This window comes from Paenibacillus sp. Negev47 (genome assembly GCF_058313655.1).
This window is the reverse complement of sequence record NZ_CM177754.1, coordinates 887,169-910,560: the sequence shown is the minus strand read 5'-3', so window position 1 is coordinate 910,560 and position 23,392 is coordinate 887,169. Positions and strand designations below refer to the sequence as shown.

General features: G+C 45.1%; 20 protein-coding genes and 16 tRNA genes. 2 read left to right on the top strand and 34 right to left on the bottom strand.

Going from position 1 to position 23,392, the window contains the following annotated elements; genetic code table 11:
• Window positions 1–20: 20 nt before the first annotated feature.
• The 5 genes from AC4G47_RS04240 to AC4G47_RS04220 all read right to left on the bottom strand — a co-directional run bounded on the left by AC4G47_RS04240 (window position 21) and on the right by AC4G47_RS04220 (window position 6,448).
• Window positions 21–2,234 (bottom strand): MMPL family transporter, encoded by a 2,214-nt coding sequence (locus AC4G47_RS04240; RefSeq protein ID WP_491104892.1) that lies wholly within the window; start codon window positions 2,232–2,234, stop codon window positions 21–23.
• 226 nt (window positions 2,235–2,460) lie between these two features.
• Complete coding sequence (locus AC4G47_RS04235; RefSeq protein WP_458124060.1) at window positions 2,461–3,108, bottom strand: response regulator; 648 nt, start codon at window positions 3,106–3,108, stop codon at window positions 2,461–2,463.
• Entirely contained in the window at window positions 3,095–4,303 is a 1,209-nt protein-coding gene (locus tag AC4G47_RS04230) for a sensor histidine kinase (protein ID WP_491104890.1), read from the bottom strand. Before AC4G47_RS04230 ends, AC4G47_RS04235 begins: the two co-directional genes overlap by 14 nt.
• A gap of 631 nt (window positions 4,304–4,934) precedes the next feature.
• A complete protein-coding gene (locus AC4G47_RS04225; protein WP_458124062.1) occupies window positions 4,935–5,720 on the bottom strand; it encodes a TrmH family RNA methyltransferase in 786 nt (261 codons plus the stop codon).
• A 26-nt stretch (window positions 5,721–5,746) separates the two neighbouring features.
• Window positions 5,747–6,448: a potassium channel family protein gene (locus AC4G47_RS04220; protein WP_491106637.1), complete on the bottom strand. Its 702-nt coding sequence runs from the start codon at window positions 6,446–6,448 to the stop codon at window positions 5,747–5,749.
• 128 nt (window positions 6,449–6,576) lie between these two features.
• Between AC4G47_RS04220 and sspI the strand changes: the two genes are divergently transcribed.
• Entirely contained in the window at window positions 6,577–6,810 is a 234-nt protein-coding gene (sspI, locus tag AC4G47_RS04215; RefSeq protein WP_458124064.1) for a small acid-soluble spore protein SspI, read from the top strand.
• Between the two features lie 179 nt (window positions 6,811–6,989).
• Here sspI and AC4G47_RS04210 read toward each other — a convergent pair whose 3' ends face one another.
• The 12 genes from AC4G47_RS04210 to AC4G47_RS04155 form a co-directional block, all read right to left on the bottom strand.
• Window positions 6,990–8,573: a peptide chain release factor 3 gene (locus AC4G47_RS04210; RefSeq protein WP_336764565.1), complete on the bottom strand. Its 1,584-nt coding sequence runs from the start codon at window positions 8,571–8,573 to the stop codon at window positions 6,990–6,992.
• A gap of 352 nt (window positions 8,574–8,925) precedes the next feature.
• On the bottom strand, window positions 8,926–9,324 hold the full coding sequence (locus AC4G47_RS04205) for a DoxX family protein (RefSeq protein WP_145325283.1): 399 nt from the start codon (window positions 9,322–9,324) through the stop codon (window positions 8,926–8,928).
• 356 nt (window positions 9,325–9,680) lie between these two features.
• Window positions 9,681–11,231 carry a glucose-6-phosphate dehydrogenase gene (zwf, locus tag AC4G47_RS04200; protein ID WP_491104887.1) on the bottom strand — a complete coding sequence of 517 codons (1,551 nt, stop codon included), beginning with the start codon at window positions 11,229–11,231 and terminating at the stop codon, window positions 9,681–9,683.
• A gap of 216 nt (window positions 11,232–11,447) precedes the next feature.
• On the bottom strand, window positions 11,448–12,197 hold the full coding sequence (locus AC4G47_RS04195) for a YwmB family TATA-box binding protein (protein WP_491104885.1): 750 nt from the start codon (window positions 12,195–12,197) through the stop codon (window positions 11,448–11,450).
• 224 nt (window positions 12,198–12,421) lie between these two features.
• Window positions 12,422–13,090, bottom strand: coding sequence for a response regulator transcription factor (locus tag AC4G47_RS04190; RefSeq protein ID WP_091020933.1), 669 nt, complete (start codon window positions 13,088–13,090; stop codon window positions 12,422–12,424).
• Window positions 13,032–14,147: a sensor histidine kinase gene (locus AC4G47_RS04185; RefSeq protein WP_491104883.1), complete on the bottom strand. Its 1,116-nt coding sequence runs from the start codon at window positions 14,145–14,147 to the stop codon at window positions 13,032–13,034. Before AC4G47_RS04185 ends, AC4G47_RS04190 begins: the two co-directional genes overlap by 59 nt.
• A 31-nt stretch (window positions 14,148–14,178) precedes the next feature.
• A complete protein-coding gene (gene liaF, locus AC4G47_RS04180) occupies window positions 14,179–14,826 on the bottom strand; it encodes a cell wall-active antibiotics response protein LiaF (protein ID WP_491104881.1) in 648 nt (215 codons plus the stop codon).
• Window positions 14,827–14,976: 150 nt separating this feature from the next.
• On the bottom strand, window positions 14,977–15,684 hold the full coding sequence (locus AC4G47_RS04175) for a PspA/IM30 family protein (RefSeq protein ID WP_017692315.1): 708 nt from the start codon (window positions 15,682–15,684) through the stop codon (window positions 14,977–14,979).
• A 1-nt stretch (window position 15,685) separates the two neighbouring features.
• The gene (locus AC4G47_RS04170) at window positions 15,686–16,189 is read right to left on the bottom strand and encodes a PspC domain-containing protein (protein ID WP_145325033.1); all 504 of its coding nucleotides are present in this window, start codon (window positions 16,187–16,189) and stop codon (window positions 15,686–15,688) included.
• Between the two features lie 17 nt (window positions 16,190–16,206).
• Complete coding sequence (locus tag AC4G47_RS04165; protein ID WP_458124070.1) at window positions 16,207–16,440, bottom strand: PspC domain-containing protein; 234 nt, start codon at window positions 16,438–16,440, stop codon at window positions 16,207–16,209.
• A gap of 4 nt (window positions 16,441–16,444) precedes the next feature.
• Window positions 16,445–17,116 carry a PspA/IM30 family protein gene (locus tag AC4G47_RS04160; RefSeq protein WP_482071211.1) on the bottom strand — a complete coding sequence of 224 codons (672 nt, stop codon included), beginning with the start codon at window positions 17,114–17,116 and terminating at the stop codon, window positions 16,445–16,447.
• Between the two features lie 35 nt (window positions 17,117–17,151).
• Complete coding sequence (locus tag AC4G47_RS04155) at window positions 17,152–17,460, bottom strand: LiaF transmembrane domain-containing protein (RefSeq protein WP_017692311.1); 309 nt, start codon at window positions 17,458–17,460, stop codon at window positions 17,152–17,154.
• A 492-nt stretch (window positions 17,461–17,952) separates the two neighbouring features.
• Here AC4G47_RS04155 and AC4G47_RS04150 point away from each other — a divergent pair, with 492 nt between their 5' ends.
• A complete protein-coding gene (locus tag AC4G47_RS04150; protein ID WP_491104880.1) occupies window positions 17,953–20,343 on the top strand; it encodes a helix-turn-helix domain-containing protein in 2,391 nt (796 codons plus the stop codon).
• Between the two features lie 56 nt (window positions 20,344–20,399).
• Here the strand turns inward: AC4G47_RS04150 and AC4G47_RS04145 are convergent.
• The 17 genes from AC4G47_RS04145 to AC4G47_RS04065 all read right to left on the bottom strand — a co-directional run bounded on the left by AC4G47_RS04145 (window position 20,400) and on the right by AC4G47_RS04065 (window position 23,352).
• Window positions 20,400–20,475: transfer RNA gene (locus AC4G47_RS04145), tRNA-Asn, on the bottom strand.
• Window positions 20,476–20,773: 298 nt separating this feature from the next.
• On the bottom strand, window positions 20,774–21,709 hold the full coding sequence (locus tag AC4G47_RS04140) for a class I SAM-dependent methyltransferase (RefSeq protein ID WP_491104878.1): 936 nt from the start codon (window positions 21,707–21,709) through the stop codon (window positions 20,774–20,776).
• A gap of 168 nt (window positions 21,710–21,877) precedes the next feature.
• Window positions 21,878–21,956: transfer RNA gene (locus AC4G47_RS04135), tRNA-Leu, on the bottom strand.
• Between the two features lie 6 nt (window positions 21,957–21,962).
• A tRNA-Cys gene (locus AC4G47_RS04130) sits at window positions 21,963–22,036 on the bottom strand.
• Window positions 22,037–22,042: 6 nt separating this feature from the next.
• A tRNA-Gly gene (locus AC4G47_RS04125) sits at window positions 22,043–22,117 on the bottom strand.
• Window positions 22,118–22,121: 4 nt separating this feature from the next.
• Window positions 22,122–22,196, bottom strand: a tRNA-Gln gene (locus AC4G47_RS04120).
• Between the two features lie 22 nt (window positions 22,197–22,218).
• Window positions 22,219–22,291: transfer RNA gene (locus AC4G47_RS04115), tRNA-His, on the bottom strand.
• 30 nt (window positions 22,292–22,321) lie between these two features.
• Window positions 22,322–22,395, bottom strand: a tRNA-Trp gene (locus AC4G47_RS04110).
• Window positions 22,396–22,400: 5 nt separating this feature from the next.
• Window positions 22,401–22,486 (bottom strand) — tRNA-Tyr (locus AC4G47_RS04105).
• 9 nt (window positions 22,487–22,495) lie between these two features.
• Window positions 22,496–22,571 (bottom strand) — tRNA-Thr (locus AC4G47_RS04100).
• A 20-nt stretch (window positions 22,572–22,591) separates the two neighbouring features.
• A tRNA-Phe gene (locus tag AC4G47_RS04095) sits at window positions 22,592–22,667 on the bottom strand.
• 95 nt (window positions 22,668–22,762) lie between these two features.
• Window positions 22,763–22,840: transfer RNA gene (locus AC4G47_RS04090), tRNA-Asp, on the bottom strand.
• 27 nt (window positions 22,841–22,867) lie between these two features.
• Window positions 22,868–22,941: transfer RNA gene (locus tag AC4G47_RS04085), tRNA-Met, on the bottom strand.
• A 17-nt stretch (window positions 22,942–22,958) separates the two neighbouring features.
• A tRNA-Val gene (locus AC4G47_RS04080) sits at window positions 22,959–23,034 on the bottom strand.
• A 66-nt stretch (window positions 23,035–23,100) separates the two neighbouring features.
• Window positions 23,101–23,172 (bottom strand) — tRNA-Glu (locus AC4G47_RS04075).
• Between the two features lie 9 nt (window positions 23,173–23,181).
• Window positions 23,182–23,273: transfer RNA gene (locus AC4G47_RS04070), tRNA-Ser, on the bottom strand.
• Window positions 23,274–23,276: 3 nt separating this feature from the next.
• Window positions 23,277–23,352, bottom strand: a tRNA-Asn gene (locus AC4G47_RS04065).
• Window positions 23,353–23,392: the final 40 nt, after the last annotated feature.

Sequence of the window (23,392 nt, the reverse complement as noted above, 5' to 3'; positions counted from 1 at the left end):
AAGGCACAACCAATTTACGTCTATCCTCTATTTATGGGTTCTGGAAAGAGATCGTGTGAATTCGTACGTGTTTGGTGCCGTTTTTCAACGATTTCCATCACCTTCTCACCCTCAACATCCAAGTTCGGCAGAAGTCGATCTAACCATTTCGGCAAGTACCACGCCGATTTCCCCATAAGTATCATCACACCTGGGACAATCAATAGACGGACAACAAATGCATCAAACAACACCCCAAAGAGAAGTGCAAAACTCATTACCTTGATACTTGGATCATTCGTCATCATAAACCCTGCAAATACGGATATCATGATCAATCCTGCAGCTGTAACTACGCCCCCACTGTGCCGAATTCCTGCGAGTACAGATTGTTTGGCATCACCGTTCTTTTTGAAGTCCTCACGCATGCGGCTAACCAGAAATACCTCATAGTCCATAGCCAATCCAAACAAGATTCCAACAACCATTATCGGTAAAAAGTTAAGCACAAGTGATTGTCCGCTGAAGCCGAAGAGATTTTGGAAATATCCATCCTGGACAACGTAGGTAATGAAGCCCATTGTTGCTCCAAGCGAGAGAACAAAACCGAGCACTGCTTTAATCGGAACCAATATGGAACGAAATACCATCATAAGTAGGAGAAAGGCCAAACTAACGATTATGATACAGAACTCAGGTAATGCTTCGTTCAGTTTTTGAGAAATATCAATATTGATTGCTGTACTGCCCGTTATTTTAAGTTGCACATGGTTCTGACTTTCAATCTCATGAATATGACTGCGAATCGTTTTTACTAGTTCTACCGTTTCCACATCAGCATGACCTGTAGCCGGTATAATGTTAATCAAAGAGACTTTTCCAGATGCTCCTTTAACCGGATCGGCAACCATCCCAATGTTTGGATAGGTTTTAAGTTGTTCTACTGTTTTCGCCAAATTAACATCAGCTTCAGCACTTCCATCCATTTTTGCAAGAATCATCAGAGGGTTATGGTATCCCACACCGTATGCTTCAGACAACAAATCGTATGCTCGTCGTTCCGTCATACTGGTTGACTTTAATCCATCATCCATAGTACCTGTTTCCATGTGTAAGAATGGTACCGATAATGTCGAGAGGAGTGCCACTCCGAGAACCACTGTGATCCAAGGTCGCCCTGTCACTAATCTCCCCCACAGATTTCCTCGGGATGTTGTCCGATTCAATCTCCCAGAGTCCTTTATCGGCTTAACCTTGATCTTGCTACCCATTGCGTCAAGTACGGCCGGTACTGTGATTATTGCAATTAAAACAGCTACAAAAATACAAAGCGCAGCAGCTAACCCCATTGCTGTAAGGAAAGGAATTCCTACGACTGCCATACCTGCAAGACCAATAATTACGGTTACACCTGCAAAAACAACTGCACTGCCTGCTGTACCATTAGCTATTGCAATAGCTTCTCTTTTCTCAAAACCTCTCGCACGCTCTTGACGGTATCTTGAAATAATGAATAGTGAGTAATCAATACCTACTGCAAGTCCAATCATACTCGCCAATGATAAGGCAAATGAAGGTGTATCTAAGAAATTAGACCCCAGGATGATCAGCATTACGCCGGTCCCAAGACCAATGACTGCTGTTAGAATCGGAATGATTCCAGTGAGTAGGGATCCGAAAGCAATGGAAAGGATAACAAGTGCAATTAGAATACCAATTCCTTCTGTAGCTCCACCGATCTCCATCTTCACATAACCAGATCCAGTGAGCTCCGCTTGGAGTCCGGCATTCCGTAAAGCTTCTGCGGCATGAATTACGTACTCTTTAGAAGTTTCTTTAACATCACCATCAGCCTTGTTATAAGAGATTGACGCATAAGCTATTGTGCCATCCGTGTTCATCGATTTATTATCATATGGGCCGGAGACTTCAGTTACAGCAGGATCTTTCGATATGCTCTGAAGTTGTGTTTCAATCAGTTGTTGCATCTTTTCAGATGATAATGTTTCGTTAGCAGGCGCTTTGAGAACCAGCTGAATTTCTTTACTGCTATCTATCATTGACGGAAACTCCTGATACATCTGCCCCATCGTTTCAATCGACTCTAACCCGGGTATCGTAGTTTCTTCACTAAGCTTCGGTCCCATCCCCATTGCCACCATTGAGGTAATCAACATGACCATAATTGATCCGATGATTACCTTAATGCGGTTCTTGGCAGACCAAAATCCCAGTCTGTATAACATTTTTGCCATTTCAGTATCGTCTCCTCTGCTCCTATATCTAATATATTCTTATTTTATAATTAGTTTTAGACAGTAACATCGTCCCAATGGGCATTTGAATCTGCCCTTTGGGGAATGCTATATCACTCTTTTATGGATCTAATCTCCAATATATGTACTGAATGTCATCAAATCTATACCAACGAAAAAAGCATACAGGTCGGTACCCTGCATGCTAGTTGGCGTTGATCAATAATTATAGTTTCAGAATACCTCGATCTAGTGCAGTTGCTACTGCTTGTGACCGCGAATCTACCCCAAGTTTATTGTATATGTTCGTTAGATGAGCCTTGACTGTTCGTTCTCCAATATTCATGTCAAATGCTATTTCCTTGCTTTTATACCCTTTAGCCACGCATTGCAAAATGTAGTTTTCTTTATCACTCAAAAGTTTGACATCTTGCTTGACTTCTTGTAGCGATTTTAATTTAGCAGCCATTACTCGCTCTAGCATCTCCTCAGATAAGAGCATTTCCCCCTGCATTGCAGAATCAATGCTTCTGAACAAGCTTTCTCTGCTTGTATCTTTTAACAAATACCCTTTGGCTCCCAAAGCCAACCCGTTAATCATCAGTTCATCCTCGTTATACGTGGTCAGAATAATAATAGGGATCGTAAGGCCTTTCTTCTTGAATTCCTTCATCGTTTCGAGTCCACTCAGAACAGGCATATTCAGATCCATTAGAATGATGTCAGGCTCAAGCTCTTCAACCCTCTCAAGCGCATCCTGTCCATTTACAGCTTCCCCTACGACTTGATATTTTTCGCTGGTCTCTAATATGAGCTTGAGTCCTTCACGAACTACAAAATGATCGTCCACCAACATAATTTTATAAGGGCTCATGTTGACCTCCTTTATTAATTGTCATTGACAGCGTTATGGCTGTACCTTCTGAGCTGCTATCGATCTTGATATGTCCACCAATCAATCTTGCTCGCTCACGGATTCCAAGTAACCCATAGTGACCAGGTTCCTTTACGATCGCATCTGGATTAAAACCTTTTCCATTATCTGATATTTCTATCTGAAGTTGATTGTTCGAGACGATAACACTGACTTTTACTACATTTGCTTTGGCATGGCGCGCAACATTCGTCAACACCTCTCTGACGATATGAAGACTATGTTCCATCAAAACTCTTGATAGTAGTTGATTCAATTGTATATTGCAGTCTACCTGAATACCCGTTGAATGTCTGAAGTGCCTTACTTCATCTTCGACAGCTTCCTTAAAATCAACATCAGGTGCTGATTTAATTCTAAGGTCATCTATTGCCCTGCGTGCTTCAGCCAGTGTTCTACGTGCTTGCTGCATGGATTGAATTATAATGTTATGAGCCTTTTCCGTATTCCCCTGCATAATGTGCGCGTTGGACGCTTCCAATTGCATAATTAAACCCGCGACTCCTTGGGCAAGAGTATCATGTAAGTCCCTAGCCATTCGCTGCCGTTCATTGGACAATGTAAGTTCTTCGACCTTTTGATGAGCCACTTGCAGTTCATTCAAAAACTTTTGCAGCTTGACTCGCTCATGAACTTGATGGAAAAATAGTATTCCATAAGCTATTACGATAATTAGCATCATCACAAAAATCGGAATGAATACCAGCATCTCCTTTGTATCTCCAACTGTTAAGGAAGAGTCGAAAAAAATGATAATACTAATCAAAGCTATAAATATCACCCTACTAATCCGAAAAGAAAAACCTAAACTTTGAGCAATTAATACGGGGAGCAACCCCACCAACACTGCCTGATAACTTCCGGGGAAAAGTATAGCGCACAGGTAAATTAAGATCCCTTGTATTCCAAAGTAAAACCAAAAATGTCTTTGGCTAACGCGATATGAAATCCAATGCAACGCGGCGTGGAGAACAAACAGTCCCGTAAATACCAAACTACTGATAACTCTAGGATCATCCAAAAACTGAAGTGTAACAGATCCTGCGTATACAAAGATCAACCAAATGAGAATGGGCTTTCTTGTTTCAAATAATTCATGTATAGTCTCAAGTTTATTCTTCTTATTAGTCACCATAATAACCCCAGTCCAAGTTTTATCATCTTAATCTCTTTACATAACTTATTATTAGCAAAGATACACTTACTTAATGATACACCTAAATTACAAATCTCCTTGGGTAAAGTTTCAATCTAATTATAGTACTATAACCCATTCACTACATCGCCTAAATGGGTATGTTTGATTGCCCTTTTGGGCAAAATCTTAGGTTTCGTGTTAGCTATAGCTTGATGAAAAATAGAATTATCAGATGTAGTGATTAAACATGATTAATCGTCATGATTGACTTGTTTTACTTACCACCCTATGAACGATTGAGAACAACCGAGTGGTAGCCAAGTTCAATGCAATCCATTATTACTTTGTCAAAGTTCATGTCCGCAGGTAGACGTGATGGAAGTATCGAATCCTCTACTGGAGTGGAGTAATGTTTCCCTCCTCCAACATTCCCTAATCCCTTTCCCCACAAGGCCTTTAATTACTGTACAAAAAAGGTGAGCAATTAATAGACAAAAGCTGAAGATCAGGGAAAAAGAATGAGAAAACGCTTGAGGAAAAGAAAAAGAGAGAGAAAAAGACTGGGGAAATGTGCGCTTGGATACGCTGCATTTCTACCAGTCTTCGATTGACTCTGGACAGTTATTTTTCACATCCGCTGTCTCATCGCCTCAAACAACAGAATCGTTGCCGCCATTGCCGCGTTAAGCGACTCAGCCTGTCCCTGCATCGGAATCGTAATCGCATCATCCACCAAGCGGGCCGTAGAATCCGAGATGCCCTTACCTTCGTTGCCAATTACAAGCCATACTGATTGTGTAAAATCATAACTATAGCATGAATGCTCTGCCTGCAAAGAAGTACTGACCAGTTTCACACCTGCAGCCTTCGCTTCGGGAAGCAAGGATTCCAACTGGCCCTCCACAATGGGCAAATGAAACAGTGACCCCATTGTCGAGCGAATCGTCTTCGGGTTATATACATCAGCACAGCCAGCGCCGAGCACGACTCCCGCTGCTCCAGCTGCATCGGCACTACGAATAATCGTCCCCACATTCCCTGGATCTTGCACTCCATCCAGCACCACGACAAGCCCGCGCGCTCCCGCGATCAGTTTTTCCAGTGGCTCACTGCCTTTACGTACAATTGCAAATACAGGCTGTGGAGTCATCGTATCCGTACATTTGGCGATAACCGCAGGTGATACACTGACCCACTCCACACGCTGAAGCGGATTCTCAAGTCCTGCAAGTTCAATCGGTACGCCTTGCTCTCCGTCGTACACGATGCACTCCAGATCTGCTCCGGCGCGCAATGCCTCCTGGACAAGATGAATACCTTCAATAATATATTTATGTTGACGGGTACGATGCTTTTTCTCCAGCAGCTGTGCCCATTCTTTTACACGGGTATTTTGCGGTGATACAATATCCATCTTTCCATCCTTCCCATCTGCATCCATCACTTCGGATACGCAAGCTCCATTTTCGTCAAATGATCCTTGTGACCCACAATGATCAGCACATCTCCAGCTTCGATTCGGTCTTCCGCGTACGGTGAAATGTTCATTGAGTTCCCACTGCGGATCGCCATCACATTGCATCCGAAACGTGCACGAATATTTAATTCCATCAGGTTCTTACCGATCATTTCCTCGGAAGCTCTCATCTCCAGAATGCTGTAATCCTCAGACAACTCGATGTAGTCCAGTATATTAGGCGAGGTCAGATGATGGGCTACGCGCAGTCCCATATCCCGCTCAGGATAGATGACTTTATCTGCGCCAATCTTTTGCAGCACCTTACCATGAAGCTCATTTTGAGCTTTTACGATCAGAACGGGTACACCCATATCTTTCAATATCAGGGTTGTCAGAATACTTGCCTGAATATCTTCACCAATCGCCACAACGACAACGTCAAAATTCCGTATGCCCAGCGCACGCAGCGCTTCTTCATCTGTTGAATCTGCCGATACTGCATGGGTCACCACATTGGACATCTCCTGAGTTCTCTGCTCATCCGCATCAATTGCCAGCACGTCGAATCCCATGCCACTCAGTGCATTGGCAACACTTGATCCGAACCGTCCCATGCCAATTACGGCATACTGTTTCTTGGCCATTAGGTCTTTAACCTCCCGCTGCACTTCAGCATGACGCATCATTACGGATACCCATGCTAACGTAAATAATCCTTCGTAGTATACCACAAAGCCTGATAAACTTGAATGCGCTCACGCTTCCCTGGGAACAGTATAAGAGCAGCCGAATATACGAGGAGGGAATTGCGATGCCCATTACATTAAGCCTGCGTGAAGCGATTGTTCATAAAGTTCATGACAAGAGTGATGATCAGCTCCGGGAGATGATTGAAGGTTCAGTAGATGGACCGGAAGCTGCATTACCTGGACTTGGCGCCATTTTCGAGATGATCTGGAAGAATACAGAACCTGCCAAGCAGGAAGAAATGATTCAAATCGCGCAGGAGCATCTGCACACCATTCCCGTCCAACCGCTTCGTTAATTGGAGCATGGAGGGGTAAGGTAACCATCATTACGTTTGTTCTGTCTGCAAAAGAAAGCTTTCCCTTATTCGGCTGGATCATACCCGCCTCTAAGTAAGGTGCATAGCAATAGATCCCCCCGCCAATCGGCGGAGGGATCTTATTTTTTAACAGGCGCTATCTCATCGCGTGAGCTTACTTAAGGCGCAGTCTCCAGGAATTGAGCTGTAGGATTTTTATCCATAGCCGTTCTCATTGCGTACTCATTTTCGAAGAGCACTACATAATTCCCTTTTTTATCTTTTACAAGCGCAGAGTTAATCCGGAATTTACTTGCGTCCAGATTCTCGTCCACGATCCAGCGAGCGAACTGATACGGCATACGCTGTAATTGCACGTCTACCCCATACTCGCCTTTCATCCGGTATTCAAATACCTCGAACTGAAGTTGACCAATTACGCCGAGAATCGTCTCGTCGAAACTTGCCGTCTGGAATACCTGAATGGTTCCTTCCTCCGTCAACTGGTCAATTCCTTTTTGGTACTGTTTATGTTTCAACGCATTTTTAACGGTAACTTTAGCGAAAATCTCTGGCGAGAACGTTGGCAATTCTTCAAAAATAACTTCGCTGCCTTGGCTCAATGAATCACCAATCCGGAAGATACCCGGATCGAACAGACCGATAATATCGCCGGCATACGCCTCTTCTACAATATCCCGGTCTTGTGCCAGGAACTGCTGTGGCTGTGACAGCTTGATCTCTTTGCCCACACGAGTATGCTTCACACTCATTCCACGTTGGAACTTGCCTGACACAATACGCAGGAATGCAATACGATCCCGGTGCGCAGGGTTCATGTTCGCCTGAATTTTAAATACATAACCGCTGAATTTCTCATTCGTTGGCTGAATCTCTCCTGCCGTACTGCGACGTGGCTCAGGCTTCGGTGCCAGTTCCAGGAAATTCTCCAGGAAAGTCTGCACGCCGAAATTGTTGATCGCACTACCGAAGAAAATAGGGGTCAATTCACCGCGTTGAACTTTCTCCATGTCGAACGGGTCGCCCGCGATATCCAGCAACTCCAGATCCTGACACAATTGATCATGCAGATATTCTCCAGCCATCTCACGGATAATTGGATCTTTATAGCCATCTACCTTTTGTACTTTAATCGTCGAGTGATCGTCCCCTTGGAACAATTCCACCTGATTTTTCATCCGGTCGTACACACCGCACAGCTCGCGACCTGTACCAATAGGCCAGTTCATCGGAACCGAACGAATACCCAGTACATTTTCAAGCTCCTCCATCAGGTCAAATGGACTTTTACCCTCACGGTCGAGTTTGTTGATAAACGTAAAGATCGGAATCCCACGCTTCGCACACACCTGGAACAATTTGATCGTTTGTGCCTCGACACCTTTTGCCACGTCAATCAACATTACTGCGCTATCGGCAGCCGTCAGTGTACGATACGTATCTTCACTGAAATCCTGGTGACCCGGTGTATCCAGAATGTTGACGCGATGATCCAGATAATCAAATTGCATTACGGAAGAGGTAACCGAGATCCCCCGTTGTTTCTCAATTTCCATCCAGTCACTTGTTGCGTGCTTGCTGGCTTTCCGAGCTTTTACCGTTCCCGCAAGGCGAATCGCGCCCCCGAACAGCAACAGTTTCTCGGTTAATGTGGTTTTACCCGCATCGGGGTGAGAGATAATGGCAAACGTCCGGCGTTTGTCCACTTCCTGTTGAAGAATATCATTTGCAGCTTTGCTCATAGGTTTAATCCCTTTCGTCCGTTCATTCACGTTAATCCGGCATGGCCGGTCCATCATTCAATCTTTATGCAATCCGGCGAGGCCGGTTGATTGTACACTGGTCATTTTGCATACGAGATGTTTACTCACTAGATTAATTTTACACATTTACAATGGAGTTCATCCTCCTCAAATCTGTGCTTTCATCCATACCGTGAACTGCTTCTTAACCCAACTCTCCTATTGTACCATAATCTGTACCGAAAATAACCGATTACTGCAGCAGATTCTTCTCTTTTTCCTTGCAAAAAAAGCACCCTTCAGCCATAATCATGGCATCCAGGTACTCCTCATTCATTTCTCGTTATCGAGTTTAGAAAATCAGTGCATCCAGCGCGTATTGTCCGCCACCCGTCAGAGCCAGCGCTACACCAACGACCAGAATCGCGAGATTATATTCGAATCCGTTCTGTGTGGACCAGTAACCGTTCGCACCATGGACTTTCACAATCGCAATAACCATTGTCAATGCAATCAGAATGCCACCTACCGGAGTGAGCAGACCCAGAGCCAGCAGCAGTCCACCACCGAACTCAGCGAGTCCAGCCAGTAACGCTACCAATGCACCTGGCTTCATCCCCATCGATTCAAACCAGCCGCCTGTACCCTTGATCCCGTAACCTCCGAACCATCCAAACAGCTTTTGTGCCCCGTGCGCCATGAACGACAATCCAATCACCAAACGAATCAACAACAATCCTAAGTCCAACATCATTTTCTTTTCCTCCATTCAATATATACAAAATAGTATTCTTAGATTAAAGATATTATGCTAATTTTTTTTCTTCATGATGTGGTGTCGAAACCCCTTCAACTGGTTCACATTTCATCTCATGAATGGTGCACTTATCCGAGAAGTTCATCGGGTTAAGTTGGTCATTTGCGTAACTCTTTATCTCTTGTGTTGAGTATAAGTTATATACTTACTTTTTGTCAACAACTTAATTTAAATATATTTATCCAGTCGCATTCCCTCCAGCTTCTCGCATCAAAAAGAGGCCCGGAAAGTTCGCTTCATCCGCGCTCTTTCCAAGCCCCTTAATTATTTCATCTTATGAACGATTAGCCTTAATTGTTGACTTGCCAGATCACACGATCCTCATCCTGACCATTCACCGGCCACCAGTGGAATCCATCCTGCTCCAGCAGTTTATCTGTCGCTTCCGGCCCCCAGGTTCCAGCCGGATACGTGTGAAGCTCTCCCTGATTCTGGCTCCAGGCTGCAGCGATCCGATCTACGAAAGACCAGGCCGTTGCCACTTCGTCCCAACGGGTAAAGTACGTAGAATCCCCTTCTGCTGCATCGAGCAGCAGACGTTCATACGCTTCAGGCGAGTTGATTCCGATCATGCAGCTCTGACAGAAATCCATCGCGAGTGGCTGAATCTCGGAATCCGAGCCCGGTTTCTTGGCATTGATTTTGATATATATGCCTTCCATCGGATTCACCCGAATGACCAGCAGATTCGGTTCAAGCTTATATTTTTTCCCAAGGTACACGTTATTCGGCATCGACTTGAACTCGACTACGATCTCGGTCGTTTTCACCGGCAGACGTTTGCCTGTCCGAATGTAGAATGGCACACCTGCCCAGCGGAAATTATCAACAAATACACGTGCGGCAAAATACGTCTCCGTATTCGACTGTGGGTCAACCTTGTCTTCCTGGCGGTAACCGGGAAGCTGCTTGCCACGGTACTCCCCTTCGGCATACTGTCCCCGCACAACGTTGTTGCTCACTTCCTCATCCGAGGTGAACGTCCGTAGAGAGCGTAACACCTTCACCTTTTCATCCCGAATATCCTCGGGGAACAGGCGACTCGGTGGCTCCATTGCAATCATCGTCAGCATTTGAAGCATATGATTTTGCCCCATGTCACGCAGTGCGCCGGAGTGATCATAATAACCGCCACGTTCTTCCACGCCTACCGTCTCCCCCAGCGTTATCTGAACGTTGGCAATATGTTTGTTGTTCCAGAGTGGTTCGAAAAAAGCATTCCCGAAGCGGATCACTTCGATATTTTGCACCATTTCCTTGCCCAGATAATGGTCAATCCGATAGATTTCCTCTTCACGGAATACCTCACGAATCTGCTCATTCAGATGTTCAGCGGATTGCAGATCATAACCAAATGGTTTTTCGATCACTAATCGGTTCCAACCCTGACTTTCCAGCATACCGCCGTCCCGTAAACTGTACGAGACACTGCCAAACAGCTCAGGTGCAAGCGCCAGATAGAACAGCCGATTACCCGGCGTGTTAAATTTCGCTTCCAGATGCTCCGTCTGCTTAAGCAGCTCTTTGAACCCTTCTACATTATTGATATCCAGAGTTTTGTATTCAAAATGATCGACGAAAGCGTTCCACTCATCAGGGTCCCCCGCTGGATAGCGGCAGAACTCTTTAATGGATTCATAGATGTCCTCCCGGAATTCTTCTGGGGTTCTCGGACGACGCGCTACGCCAATAATCGCAAAGTTTTCGGCTAGCTTGCCTTCGCGGTATAGACTGTAGATGGCCGGAAACAGCTTCCGGCGGGCCAAGTCACCGGTTGCTCCAAAAATGATAAATACTGCGCCTGGTGTCAGTACTTCATCTTGCGTTTTTTTCTCAACCATGGGCTCCTCTTTCTTCCGGGAAGACAACCTTCACGCTCTCCCCGAGCTATGTAATGGTGTTATATATGCACGACATACAACCGTCAATTACCAGCAAGTTCCTTCTTGGATGTGATGCCATTTTAGCATATCAACTGAACGGATGCACTATTTCGCACTCATTTTTCTGATAAATACTCTCAATATTGGGTCCAAATTTTATAGGAAATTCATCCCTTAATATTCAATCGTAATCACCGGAAACCCCATCGTAATTCGATTGTCGATCTCGCGATCAACCTGATGGACTGCGAGTTGCATATTCAACATGTGCGAGCCACTCTTGATCGACAAGGGCAGCTCAGCCGCCTCATAAGAGACACTTGCACTGGCTACATCCGTATAACGTTCAACAGAGACCATATCCACCTTTCTGGACAACGTATCTTCAATCAGTACCAGCTGCTGACTCGCATCACGTTCAATCGCAGTAGCTGCCGTACCCTGCACTGACACATTCCAGCTTGCCTTCATCTCCGAGTCCACAAGCAGTTGATCCACCTGCTCATGTGACGCCACTAATCTCTTCCGATCCGTGTATGCATCACCTGATAACTGCACGATGGCATAATATCCGTTGTCTCCTGTATCGACGACATTGACCAACATGCCTGCACCTCCATTAGCCGCACCTACAACCAGCTCACTGCGATACACATCGTGGCCCGTCTGACGTACCTTCATTGGTGGTTCAAGTCCCAATTGACTAGCCAGTAATACGGCCTGCGCTTGTGCATCTCCCTTGCCTTCTCCTTGCCATTTAATCACCAGGCGATCTACATGATCAATTACACTGTCAGCAGTATAGATTAACTGTTCCAGTTGGGCTGCTTTGGGTTCGTTCTTCTCTGCGTATACCTGTGTTACACCGATAAGTATAATGATCGCTATTGCCAATATGCCAGCTGTCATCCAACGATTTAACATTCGAATCCCCCACTTCTTTCTTGCATTCTATGAATCTATCAACAGCATGCCCCTTTCCCGCATTAGCTATACTTCTTCTGAACACATCAAAAAAAAGCCCCACCCGCCACATTCATGGCAGAGCAGGGCTTTCCATTCATACTTTTCTATATGTTCTCATCTATTACCTCCGCACATGAAAGCACGGTTCTTTGGCTTAATTATGATATTGCATATGATTCTTCTTACTCTGCAAGTCCGTTTTTATAAGCATAGATCGCAGCCTGTGTGCGGTCGTCTACGCCCAATTTTGCCAGTAGATTCGTGACATGGAATTTGACTGTCTTGATACCGATGATCAGATCATCAGCGATGTCCTGATTCGATTTGCCTTTGGCGAGCAATCGGAGAACATCCATTTCTCGATCCGTCAATTCATCATGCAAAGGAGCTGCTGCCTGTGGCTGCCGGAATCGATTCATCATTTTGGAAGCCACCTGTGACTCCAGAACGGATTGTCCGCGAGCGGCTGCGCGAATCGCATCTGCCACTTCATTGGCTCTTGATGTTTTTAACAGATAACTGAATGCGCCTGCTTCAATGACAGGATACATTTTTTCATCATCCAGATAACTGGTCAATACGATGACTTTGCACTCCGGATACATTTTGAGCACCTGACGGGTAGCCTCAATGCCATCCATTCCTTCCATGACCAGGTCCATCAGAACAACATCAGGCTTATATTCCTGTGCAAGCCGAATGCCTTCCTCTCCACTACCTGCTTCACCAACAACCTCAATTCCATCTTCGGTATCTAATACCGCTGCAAGACCAATACGCACCATCTCATGATCATCCACGAGCAATACTTTGATCGACGTTTCCGTCTCCGTTTCGACTTCCGGTTCCATTGACATGTTCTTCCTCGCTTTCATCACTCATCAAAGGTATCGTAATCTCAATTCGCGTTCCCTTACCAGGCGCTGTTACAAATTGTATGGCTCCGCCAATCTCCGTAACACGTTCACGCATGTTAGCCAGACCGTAGGAAGCTTGTTTATTCTCATCCAGATCGAAGCCTTGCCCATCATCACGAATCAGTACCCGTATCGCATCTGTTCGGCGCTGGATCCGTATCTCCATTTTTTCCGCTTTCGCATGCCGTAATGTATTAGACATAGCCTCCTGAACGATCCGGAACAGATGATTCTCAATGCCTTTAATCAAATCGATGTCTTCATCCATTTCAAGCACAATGTCCATGGGTACTTTCGTTTTCAGTTCCATCACCAGATCACGGAGACCTTGTTCGAGATGTTTGCCCTCCAGGTAGACTGGCCGCAGATGTAACAATAACGCACGCATCTCGGACTGAGCTACCGAAGCCATCTCCTCAATCAGGGCCACCTGCCGCTGAGCACGTTCAAAATCCTTCTCCATCTTTCGTCCTACGGCCGTTGCTGTCATGGATATCGCAAACAATTGCTGAGATACCGCATCATGCAGTTCCCGTGCCAACCGCTGCCGCTCTTCCACAATGGCTGTAATTCTGGCTTGTTCCGCAAGCTGTGCATTATGAGTAGACAATCGCTGGAGCGAGGATACTTGATCTTCCCACTTTTTGCCGATTCGTCCGAGTTGCTCACTTAAGCGACCCACATCATCTACGCCCAGATCAGGTACAGTACGAGACAGTGAACCCTTCTCCCACTGCAGGAGCGTTTCCCGCAGCAGCTCCAACCGGCGTTTGACCCGGTAACTCTGATAGAAACCAAAGACCGCACCGATCGCAATCAGGAGCAGCAATAGAGCCAGACCCGATTGAATCAGATGCCGCCAGCCTGCAAATGGAGCAAGATAACCATATGTATACAATACATACAAAATAACAGCGAGCACAATGAAAACCAGGAGGATCCCTTCACCCATACTTCGGGTTACCATGTCGGTATGTCGTTTTGTCTTCATCGGGGTCTCCTCCTTCTCTTCATCTATTTTACTACGGATTACTAATGCTTAGGTCGCCAACAATATACGAAATGACAAATTTTGCTTTATGTTCACTGGACTCATATCCAGGAGTTCTCCATACTAATTTGTTCATCATGCCGCTATCTTGTTCTCCAAGAAGATTAATTCGGCCGAAAAGGACCGATGCTTCAATCTCTACACCATAATCTTCCGGCAGCGTCAGGCGAACATTCCCCATAACCCCTTGCAGCAGTACAATCGTTTGTTTCTCCTCCGGAATCGAAAGAGACAGATCTGCATTAACCTCACCCATGGCATGCCATAGGCTCATACTGCGTAACGTCCAGGATGGTTGATCCCAGTAATACCTAGCCATGAAATTATGTTTCTTCATAACGCCATCGTCCAGATGAATCTTTTTGTTTTTGGAATAAAAGTAAGCTAAGGAAGCCAGTACAATTAAGAATACAATCATTAAATTATCCAGTAGTAACAGTGCCGCACCAATGCCAAGATACCGATAACCTTTGTGGGTATCCCCTTTGCGGACTTGCAGCATTCCAATGGTTAAGAGAATCAGTGCGGCAGCGGTCAGCAAGTTAATATTCTGATTCAATAACATGAATGTGCCGATAATAATAATGACAACTGCAAGCCATTTACTCTTGTTATTCATCCCTGCCGCACCTCCTCTGTATGTTAATCTCTCTTCATTCAACGGAAAAGCCATACCAGGCAATGAAGTCCTGTATGGCTTAACTTTTGTTCTACCAACCGTACATTATACACGATTTATAGAATATCATATTGTCCACCGAGCGAACAGTTATTCTTTTGAAGTTCCGTTCGCTTCATTCTTGGAACCATTGCCCATTTTGTTTTTGAGGGCCTGCAATTGCTGATCCACTTTGAATTGCTTTTCCACATCTACAGGATTCGTGTACGTGGATGATGTGTTGCGATATGGTGCACGAGCTACGTCAGCTTCAGCTTCCAGTTGCATGATTTTCTCTTCCATGCGGTGGAATCCTAGTGATGCCCCGCCACTTTCGATCGAATGCAAGCTGTTAATGGAAGACATTTGTTTTTTGGCTTTTGCCATTTGTGCACGGGATACGAGTTCATTACGTTTGTTACGCATTTTGTAGAACTCATCTTTCATATCATGCAACTGTTGCAACAGATCTTTTGCTTGTGCTTCAGACTGTGCATGCAGTTCACTGTACTCCGTAATTTTTTGATCAAAGTAGATTTTCTCTTCCAGCAATTTGCGTGCTACTTCTTCCTGACCGTTAGACAGAGCAGCTTCTGCTTGGGACTCACGTTGTACCGAAGTACGCTCCGCTTCATCCAAACGTTGTTTCATGCGGCGCTCATTTGCCATTTGTTTGGCAACAGTTACCTCAGCCTCATGAATCTCAGCCTCCATATCACGCAAGTACTGGTTCAACATTACAATCGGGTCTTCTACCTTATCCAACATATCATTTACCGATGCTTTCGTCATATCCTTAATCCGTTTAAATACTCCCATTTTACTTTTCTCCCTTCTCGTAACGAGATAATTTTTGGCGAAGCTCTTCAACTTCTTTTTTCAATGCTTTTTTCTCAATATCTTTCATCATGGAATCAAGTTCACTTTCTTGCGGTGCTCCTGCTCCGTAGGCGTTGTTATCATAAGAGCGCGGACCAGATTGGGGTCTGCTGTTGTATCCTGGGCCAGGACCGAAGTTGCCAGGACCTTGTTGGTTTTGGTTATTTTGAAAAGGACCTCTTGGCGCCTGATGATCATAGTTGTTGTATCCTCTGCCAGGGCCAGGGCCTGGGCCGTAGCCATATGGATCATAAGGCGGATACGGTTCTTTTGGTACCACCAGTGCTGCAATGAAGTATATTAACAACGACGTGCCGCCAGTTACGAAGATACTGATGACGAAGATGATCCGCAGCAGGGTAGAATCCATCCCGATGGTTTCGGAAATTCCGCCGCACAAGCCGGTTAGCATCCGGTCACGCGTTGAGCGGTATAATTTGCTCATGTGCTTTCTCCTTTCGTTTACTTATATCCTCTTGCGTTGGGACCATAAGCATATGGATCAACGTGATTGGATTCCTTCGGTACGACCAATGCAGCGATGAAGTAGATCAACAATGATGTACCTCCCGTAGCGAAAATACTGATGAAGAAGATGATACGTAGCAGCGTGGTGCTCAATCCGAGATTTTCAGAAATGCCGCCAATCAAACCTGTTAGCATTCGATTACGCGCCGAGCGGTATAATTTACTCATGTGACTACTCCTTCCTGTCATTGTTCAACTTCTGTTTTAAGCGCTCCAGTTCCTTATCCAGCGCAGAGGATGACATGCTGCCAGTCGCTCCTGAACCGTCTTGGCTCATCCGCCGGATATCCCGGAGACTTTGTGCTTCATATTCGAGATCAGAGACTTGGTCATCCAATCGGTTAAACATACGGGGTACATTCTGACCGTTGTGATTCCCTCTCTGGTTCATACGTTGTTGTAACTGAATCGTCTGCATACGAGCGTAGTAATATTGGCGTTTGCTGTATACATTCTGATATTCAACCTTCAGCTGGTCGATCTGTTCATCCAGCTCCTGTAATGCTGCATAGCTTTGTGCATACAGTTCATTGTACTGTTCCATTTTTTCCTCATGGAGGATTTTCTCCTGCAAGGCCAACTTAGCGAGATGCTCTTCCCCTGCTTTCAGAGCCATGGAAGCCTGTTCTTCCCGTTTGTTCACCATACCTGCTGCCTGATCGGCTTGTTGTTTCATTTGTCTGGTATGGCTTGCATATTGATGACGAAGTTTCTCGGCTTCACCGATGTCTTGGCGGGTCGAGACCAGGAACTGATCAATCAGTTTGACTGGATCCTGACTTTGCTCCAAATGTTCGTTCAGATTGGCTACGGTAATATCCCGCATTCGACGAAATACACTCATTATGTTCTTTCCCTCCTTTTCATAATCCTGAAAGCTTAGTAACGACCACGACGACTGCGGTTATTGCTTAGCATTGAGATACCAAAGATGATTAACCCGATCGCGATGATCGGTCCGATCAGCCATGCCAGCTTACCCATCAGTGAGATGATACCGATGATGAGAACAATCCAGCCAAGCATCACATTCCCTCGTTTAACTCCGTAATATCCCAGTGCAATCATCAGGACCGGAATCAGATAACCCATTAAGTGTCCAAGAAGAGGAGTTAACTTTCCGAAGAGGAGTAGTGCACCCAGTGCAATCAGTACAATCGCCCAGCCATTTCCCTTATTTAATCTCATAATTGTTGTTCACCGCCCTTTCCGTTCGTTCATTTTAATTGGTTAAGTCATTTGTTCGTTTGTTTCTTGTTTTTTTGTTTCCATGTTTCTTGTTTAACCTTATGTCCTTATTCTAGGGGATTCTGAGACTTTTCAAAACAGACCGTGGACGGTTTTTCATCCTAGACTCAGGTCGGGGATCTAGTTGGACCTTGGACTGTCCCGGTATAAGACCATCGTTCCACCTAAGCTGAATAGCTTCCAGTTACCTTCTATTCCCCCTGTTCAGGCTCTGCTTCACCCGATATCGTCCGGTAGATAGAATGATGTCCATATCTCTATTTACGTTCACCCTTCACTTTCGTTTCCATCCCGTGCCAAGCTCTTTTGCCTCGAAATAAAATTACTTATTTATCCAAATAAACAAAATTTAGATTGTTCTATATGTAAGCGTTTACTAAAATAGGAAGTGTTAGTGTTACTATTTCTAATGTCAGGGGTGAAACTTAAACTGTGCGACCAATCAGCTATCTCCATAAAATGATCATCTTCGGAATCCTGCTAAGCACCCTGCCCATTTTGTTAACGGGGATTGCCGCGTTTATCTATTCATCAAACCAAACTGAACTGCATCGTACACAAGCTAACAGGCAGTTGCTGGAACAAATGCAATCCAACGTAGAACACAAACTTGCTACAGTCAGTTATATGCTTGACCAGGCCGTTCGATCTCCAGTAACCCTTCGTTCCCTGTCTGCTTCTTCTTCACTTCAAAGGAAAGGACCATTACTTGCCGATAAGCTGCAGAGCGAGTTTCAGAATATGAGGTCGTGGGAACCTTTGCTGGATATCACATTGGTGAATCAATCCCAGAATTGGCTTATTGACCATGCCGGATTATATCGTAATACTGATTTCCCACTGGCACTTCCCATGAAGGATTTGATATCGGATACGCTAACCTCCGGATGGCAGCTCTCCCCTTCATCGGTGTTCAGTAATGATGAGCGTTCGCCCGGTACAGGCTGTATCTATCATATTGCCCTTGCGAGATCTATTCCGAATCTGAATGCGTCTTCCGATGTAGCCTTAATTGCCGGAATTCCTGCATGCTCTTTACAAAATACGCTAGGTGAAGCCTCCATGGGCAATGCTGCCTCAGGACTGATCATTTTAAATCGGGAACAACGTATCATGGTACATCCCGATCCCGTATATATTGGACAACCGCTGTCTGCAGTTGGATTACAAGATCGTGAGACGGAAGCCAGCATAATCAGACTATCTCCCATCACATTTTCAACAGGCTTTGAAGAACGAGAAGTCAAGATCGCCGATACACACTATTCTCTGACGTATAGCCCTTCTACCTTAAAAGGTTGGACTTATATACTACTCTCACCCACCAACATTCTGACACAAGAATATATCGATATCGGATTACACACCTTATATATCAGTATCTTCTTGCTTTTGCTTTCATTATTGCTCGCATGGCTCGGCTCCAAACGAATGCATATTCCAATTCGTAAACTTTTAACCCAACTTGGTGACAACCACCTGTCCAAAGATGGCGGCACTATGACTCAGCAATCACCAGAGCTGTCTGATGAGTTCGAACAGATTAGAGCAGGTGTCTCACAATTATCTGCATCTCGCTCCCAACTGGAGAACACACTAAATATGCATCTGTTGCAGATTCGCACTCATTTTATGATGAATCTCTTCCAGGGCAAGAGCCCTGTTCACACTCTATATGACACCCTGAATGAATATGGCTACACACGTCAGGTTCGGGAATGGCAACAAATTGCTGTTATTGCACTACAGGCCGATCTCGTTAATCACAGAAAATACAATGCCAATGATCGTGACCTCCTGTTATTCGCTGTTCAAAATATATTGGAGGAAACGGTTGTGCATAACCAACAACTGCTTCCTATCGTGCTGGAACATACGGTTGTCACGGTGATTGGCACCGTTGAACAGGATCAATTTGCTTTTTCACAGCAGCTATATGTATTAACAGACCAGTTACAACAACAGATTGATGGGATTCTGGCTCTTCAGGTCAGTATAGGCTTCAGCCAGCCGCATAGCTCCCTATACCACATCCCTCAGGCTTACACAGAAGCTATGGAGGCTTTGAAGCATCGAATGAAGCTGGGGACAGGTATTATCTTGCAATATGAGAACATAGATCATTATGCGCCAGCTTGGTCCATGACCTACCCGGAATCATTGGAATACTCGTTGATCCAAGCTATTCAAAGTGCGGATGAAGTTCAGGCCTCTGCTCTTCTGCATCAGGTCTTGGAAGTGATCTTTGGTATGGAGTGTACGCCGGAGGAATATCAGGTGGCCTTTACGAGGCTGCTGACGCATATTTTGCAAATGACTCAGGAATCCGGTATACGACTCGGACAGATCTCTCAAGGCAATGGATCGATGTTTCATGAACTTCATGGTTTGCAGTACGGCGCTGAAGTTGAGGAGTGGTTTAACCATCAAGTCATCTTGCCCATCATCCAGGTTTTTAAAGGGAGACAGTATGCCCAGTATCAACATATATCAGAGAAGATGATTGCTCTGATTCATCAAGATTACGATAAGGATCTGACGCTTGAGGAATGTGCTGTTAAGCTTCACTATAATGCCAACTACTTAAGTAGCGTTTTTCGCAAAGAGACCGGCTGTGCATTTAGTGAATACCTGACCAAGTACCGATTTAACATCGCTAAAAAATGGCTGGACGAAAGTGATCTAACGGTTAAAGATATCGCAGCACGGCTTCGTTACAACAATCCGCAAAACTTTATCCGATCATTTCGTAAATGGGAAGGAATCACTCCCGGTCAGTATCGGGAGCGGAAACAAAAAGCAGAAGTGTCGAACAACAATTAGAAAAGGAGCACGATTTAAAATCGTGCTCCTTCGTCCAGCTCGGACACCTCTCCATATGGCTCCCCGAACAAGGATCGAACCTGCGACAACTCGATTAATAGTCGAGTGCTCTACCAACTCAGCTATCAGGGAATATGCTTTAGAGATCATTCTCTGAAAACTAGATATGTGTTTTGTTTTTTCGTTGTCTCGAACATCTTCAAGTAACCGAGGATTTTGTTTAGTGCAGTCAATTAATTATTCGCTTCAAAAAAAAGAGGGAGCACATATTCTGCTCCCTTCACTTACAACTTCGCTTCTACAATCTTAACTTCATATGTTTCATACGTTCACCTTTTTGCGCAGCGATCTGATGCTTCCTAGCGTCATCTTAGACGTTAGAATATGCGTTGTGCGTCTCGATTCCTGATCCTCATAACACATACCAAGCTTATACGATTTGTCGTTTATCCTTGGTACGGACTGTTTTCATATTGGGTTGTTCAAGTTGGATCAGAATTTTACCAAACCTTGCTCCACGTGAGAAGGTCACCGTACTATCCTTATATGTATCGCGGATGTACTTCTCAGCCAGTCTGAGGGAATCCTCATCTGTTGGTAACTCATACGTATTAAGCCATTCTGGCAGCTTCTCAATAATCTCTTCCACCGGTACTTCAAATGAGTTAACTTCTCTTGTAATGATCATCGTGTATGAATAACCCTTCAAATACAGCAACTGTTGGATATATCCCATATCACCAGCCTTGTATGAAGAACTGATCCCAAGTACATCCTTAAGTTCATCCATTAGTGTGTGTTCCTTCTGTCCCGCTATAGTGCTTATATACACATACTTACGAGCACAGTTAATCGCCATCTCAATCGTTTCCCAATCCGACATAGCCGGACACATGGAAGCAAATACAAAATCATATTTCTTCTCCCAGCCTTTATCCTCGATGGAGATTTCCTCAAATCGCTCTTTCACGATTTCAATATTAGATTCCAGCTCTGAGGGTATCGTTTCCTTCATGAGTGAGACAAGCAACTCAGAAGGCTCAACAGCGGTTACACTTGCTCCCTTTTCAGCAAAAGGAATGGTAAATATGCCTGAGGCCGCTCCAATGTCTAGAATGGACAAGCCCGCGAACTCTACTCCCTGGTTTTCAATCCAGCCCATAATGCGCTCAGACCGCTGTATTCCTTCTACCGTAAATGATTGTGCATGATAATCTCTGGCCCACCGCTCAAACGCTTCTTCTGTATTAAATGGTGCACTTTTCTTCTTATATTTTGAACTTCTCGGACGATTCTTCCAAGCCTCTTCCCATACAGAAAGGTTAAATAACAGGTCAGTGTCCGGTATAATTTTTTTAGTAGTCACTTTATTTCACTCCCTCATATTAAAGACTTCACTTATCTACAATATACTGAATATAATCATACGTCAATCTTTATTAACGTCCAACTTTCCTTACTATAAAACAATCACTTCATATAAAATAAAAATAGCCCCGCAGATTGCATAAGCAATTTGCAGGGCTATTCAATATACCGGCGAGAGGACTCGAACCTCCACGGTTTCCCACTCGATTTTGAGTCGAGCGCGTCTGCCATTCCGCCACGCCGGCATATACTGGAGGCGCCACCCAGATTCGAACTGGGGATAAAGCTTTTGCAGAGCTGTGCCTTACCACTTGGCTATGGCGCCATATTTTGGAGCGGACGACGGGAATCGAACCCGCGACCCTCGCCTTGGCAAGGCGATGCTCTACCGCTGAGCCACGTCCGCATAATGGCTGGGGATATAGGATTTGAACCTATGCATGACGGAGTCAAAGTCCGTTGCCTTACCGCTTGGCTAATCCCCAATAAAAAATGAAAAAACAAATGGGCGATCGAGGGGAATTGAACCCCCGAATGCCGGATCCACAAACCGGTGCGTTAACCACTTCGCCACGATCGCCACAAAAAGTTAATTTTCTAAAAAGTTAATTGGCAGGGGCAGCAGGAATTGAACCCACACCAACGGTTTTGGAGACCGTTGTTCTACCTTTAAACTATGCCCCTAAAACTGGTGGAGGATGATGGATTCGAACCACCGAACCCGTACGGGAGCAGATTTACAGTCTGATGCGTTTGGCCACTTCGCTAATCCTCCAGGATTACATGGTGCCGGCGAGAGGACTTGAACCCCCAACCTACTGATTACAAGTCAGTTGCTCTACCAGTTGAGCTACACCGGCATATTAAATTGTTTTATAAATGGTGGCTCGGGACGGAATCGAACCGCCGACACGAGGATTTTCAGTCCTCTGCTCTACCGACTGAGCTACCGAGCCATAATAAAGTCTAATCTCATTTCCTAACACTTTATATAGGGCATCAGTGCCATACAGCAGATGTAGTGAACAGTTTGCCTCATGTAAAGATTAAATGGCGGAACCGACGGGATTCGAACCCGCGATCTCCTGCGTGACAGGCAGGCATGTTAGGCCAACTACACCACGGTTCCAGATCACTTTCTCAAAGGAAAGTATAATTGCGGGGGCAGGATTTGAACCTGCGGCCTTCGGGTTATGAGCCCGACGAGCTACCGGGCTGCTCCACCCCGCGTCGTTATAAAAGTTATATGGTGGAGGCTGAGGGGATCGAACCCCCGACCCTCTGCTTGTAAGGCAGATGCTCTCCCAGCTGAGCTAAGCCTCCGAACAACACATTTATGATCTTACCATAATCTTATTGTAAAAATCAACTTCTTTTTTGAAGTTAATATGACCCGTAGGGGATTCGAACCCCTGTTACCTCCGTGAAAGGGAGGTGTCTTAACCCCTTGACCAACGGGCCTTAATATTATGGCGGAGAGAGAGGGATTCGAACCCTCGAGACGCTTGTGACGCCTACACGATTTCCAATCGTGCTCCTTCGGCCAGCTCGGACACCTCTCCATATGGCTCCCCGAACAGGGCTCGAACCTGTGACAACTCGATTAACAGTCGAGTGCTCTACCAACTGAGCTATCAGGGAATATGCTTCAGAGATCGTTCTCTGAAAACTAGATTCGAAA

Bases quoted from the DNA above. Each gene is read 5' to 3' on its own strand.
- AC4G47_RS04240 (WP_491104892.1), bottom strand. From the start codon at position 2,234: ATGGCAAAAATGTTATACAGACTGGGATTTTGGTCTGCCAAGAACCGC.
- AC4G47_RS04235 (WP_458124060.1), bottom strand. From the start codon at position 3,108: ATGAGCCCTTATAAAATTATGTTGGTGGACGATCATTTTGTAGTTCGT.
- AC4G47_RS04230 (WP_491104890.1), bottom strand. From the start codon at position 4,303: ATGGTGACTAATAAGAAGAATAAACTTGAGACTATACATGAATTATTT.
- AC4G47_RS04225 (WP_458124062.1), bottom strand. From the start codon at position 5,720: ATGGATATTGTATCACCGCAAAATACCCGTGTAAAAGAATGGGCACAG.
- AC4G47_RS04220 (WP_491106637.1), bottom strand. From the start codon at position 6,448: ATGCGTCATGCTGAAGTGCAGCGGGAGGTTAAAGACCTAATGGCCAAG.
- sspI (WP_458124064.1), top strand. From the start codon at position 6,577: ATGCCCATTACATTAAGCCTGCGTGAAGCGATTGTTCATAAAGTTCAT.
- AC4G47_RS04210 (WP_336764565.1), bottom strand. From the start codon at position 8,573: ATGAGCAAAGCTGCAAATGATATTCTTCAACAGGAAGTGGACAAACGC.
- AC4G47_RS04205 (WP_145325283.1), bottom strand. From the start codon at position 9,324: ATGTTGGACTTAGGATTGTTGTTGATTCGTTTGGTGATTGGATTGTCG.
- zwf (WP_491104887.1), bottom strand. From the start codon at position 11,231: ATGGTTGAGAAAAAAACGCAAGATGAAGTACTGACACCAGGCGCAGTA.
- AC4G47_RS04195 (WP_491104885.1), bottom strand. From the start codon at position 12,197: ATGTTAAATCGTTGGATGACAGCTGGCATATTGGCAATAGCGATCATT.
- AC4G47_RS04190 (WP_091020933.1), bottom strand. From the start codon at position 13,090: ATGGAACCGGAAGTCGAAACGGAGACGGAAACGTCGATCAAAGTATTG.
- AC4G47_RS04185 (WP_491104883.1), bottom strand. From the start codon at position 14,147: ATGAAGACAAAACGACATACCGACATGGTAACCCGAAGTATGGGTGAA.
- liaF (WP_491104881.1), bottom strand. From the start codon at position 14,826: ATGAATAACAAGAGTAAATGGCTTGCAGTTGTCATTATTATTATCGGC.
- AC4G47_RS04175 (WP_017692315.1), bottom strand. From the start codon at position 15,684: ATGGGAGTATTTAAACGGATTAAGGATATGACGAAAGCATCGGTAAAT.
- AC4G47_RS04170 (WP_145325033.1), bottom strand. From the start codon at position 16,189: ATGAGCAAATTATACCGCTCAACGCGTGACCGGATGCTAACCGGCTTG.
- AC4G47_RS04165 (WP_458124070.1), bottom strand. From the start codon at position 16,440: ATGAGTAAATTATACCGCTCGGCGCGTAATCGAATGCTAACAGGTTTG.
- AC4G47_RS04160 (WP_482071211.1), bottom strand. From the start codon at position 17,116: ATGAGTGTATTTCGTCGAATGCGGGATATTACCGTAGCCAATCTGAAC.
- AC4G47_RS04155 (WP_017692311.1), bottom strand. From the start codon at position 17,460: ATGAGATTAAATAAGGGAAATGGCTGGGCGATTGTACTGATTGCACTG.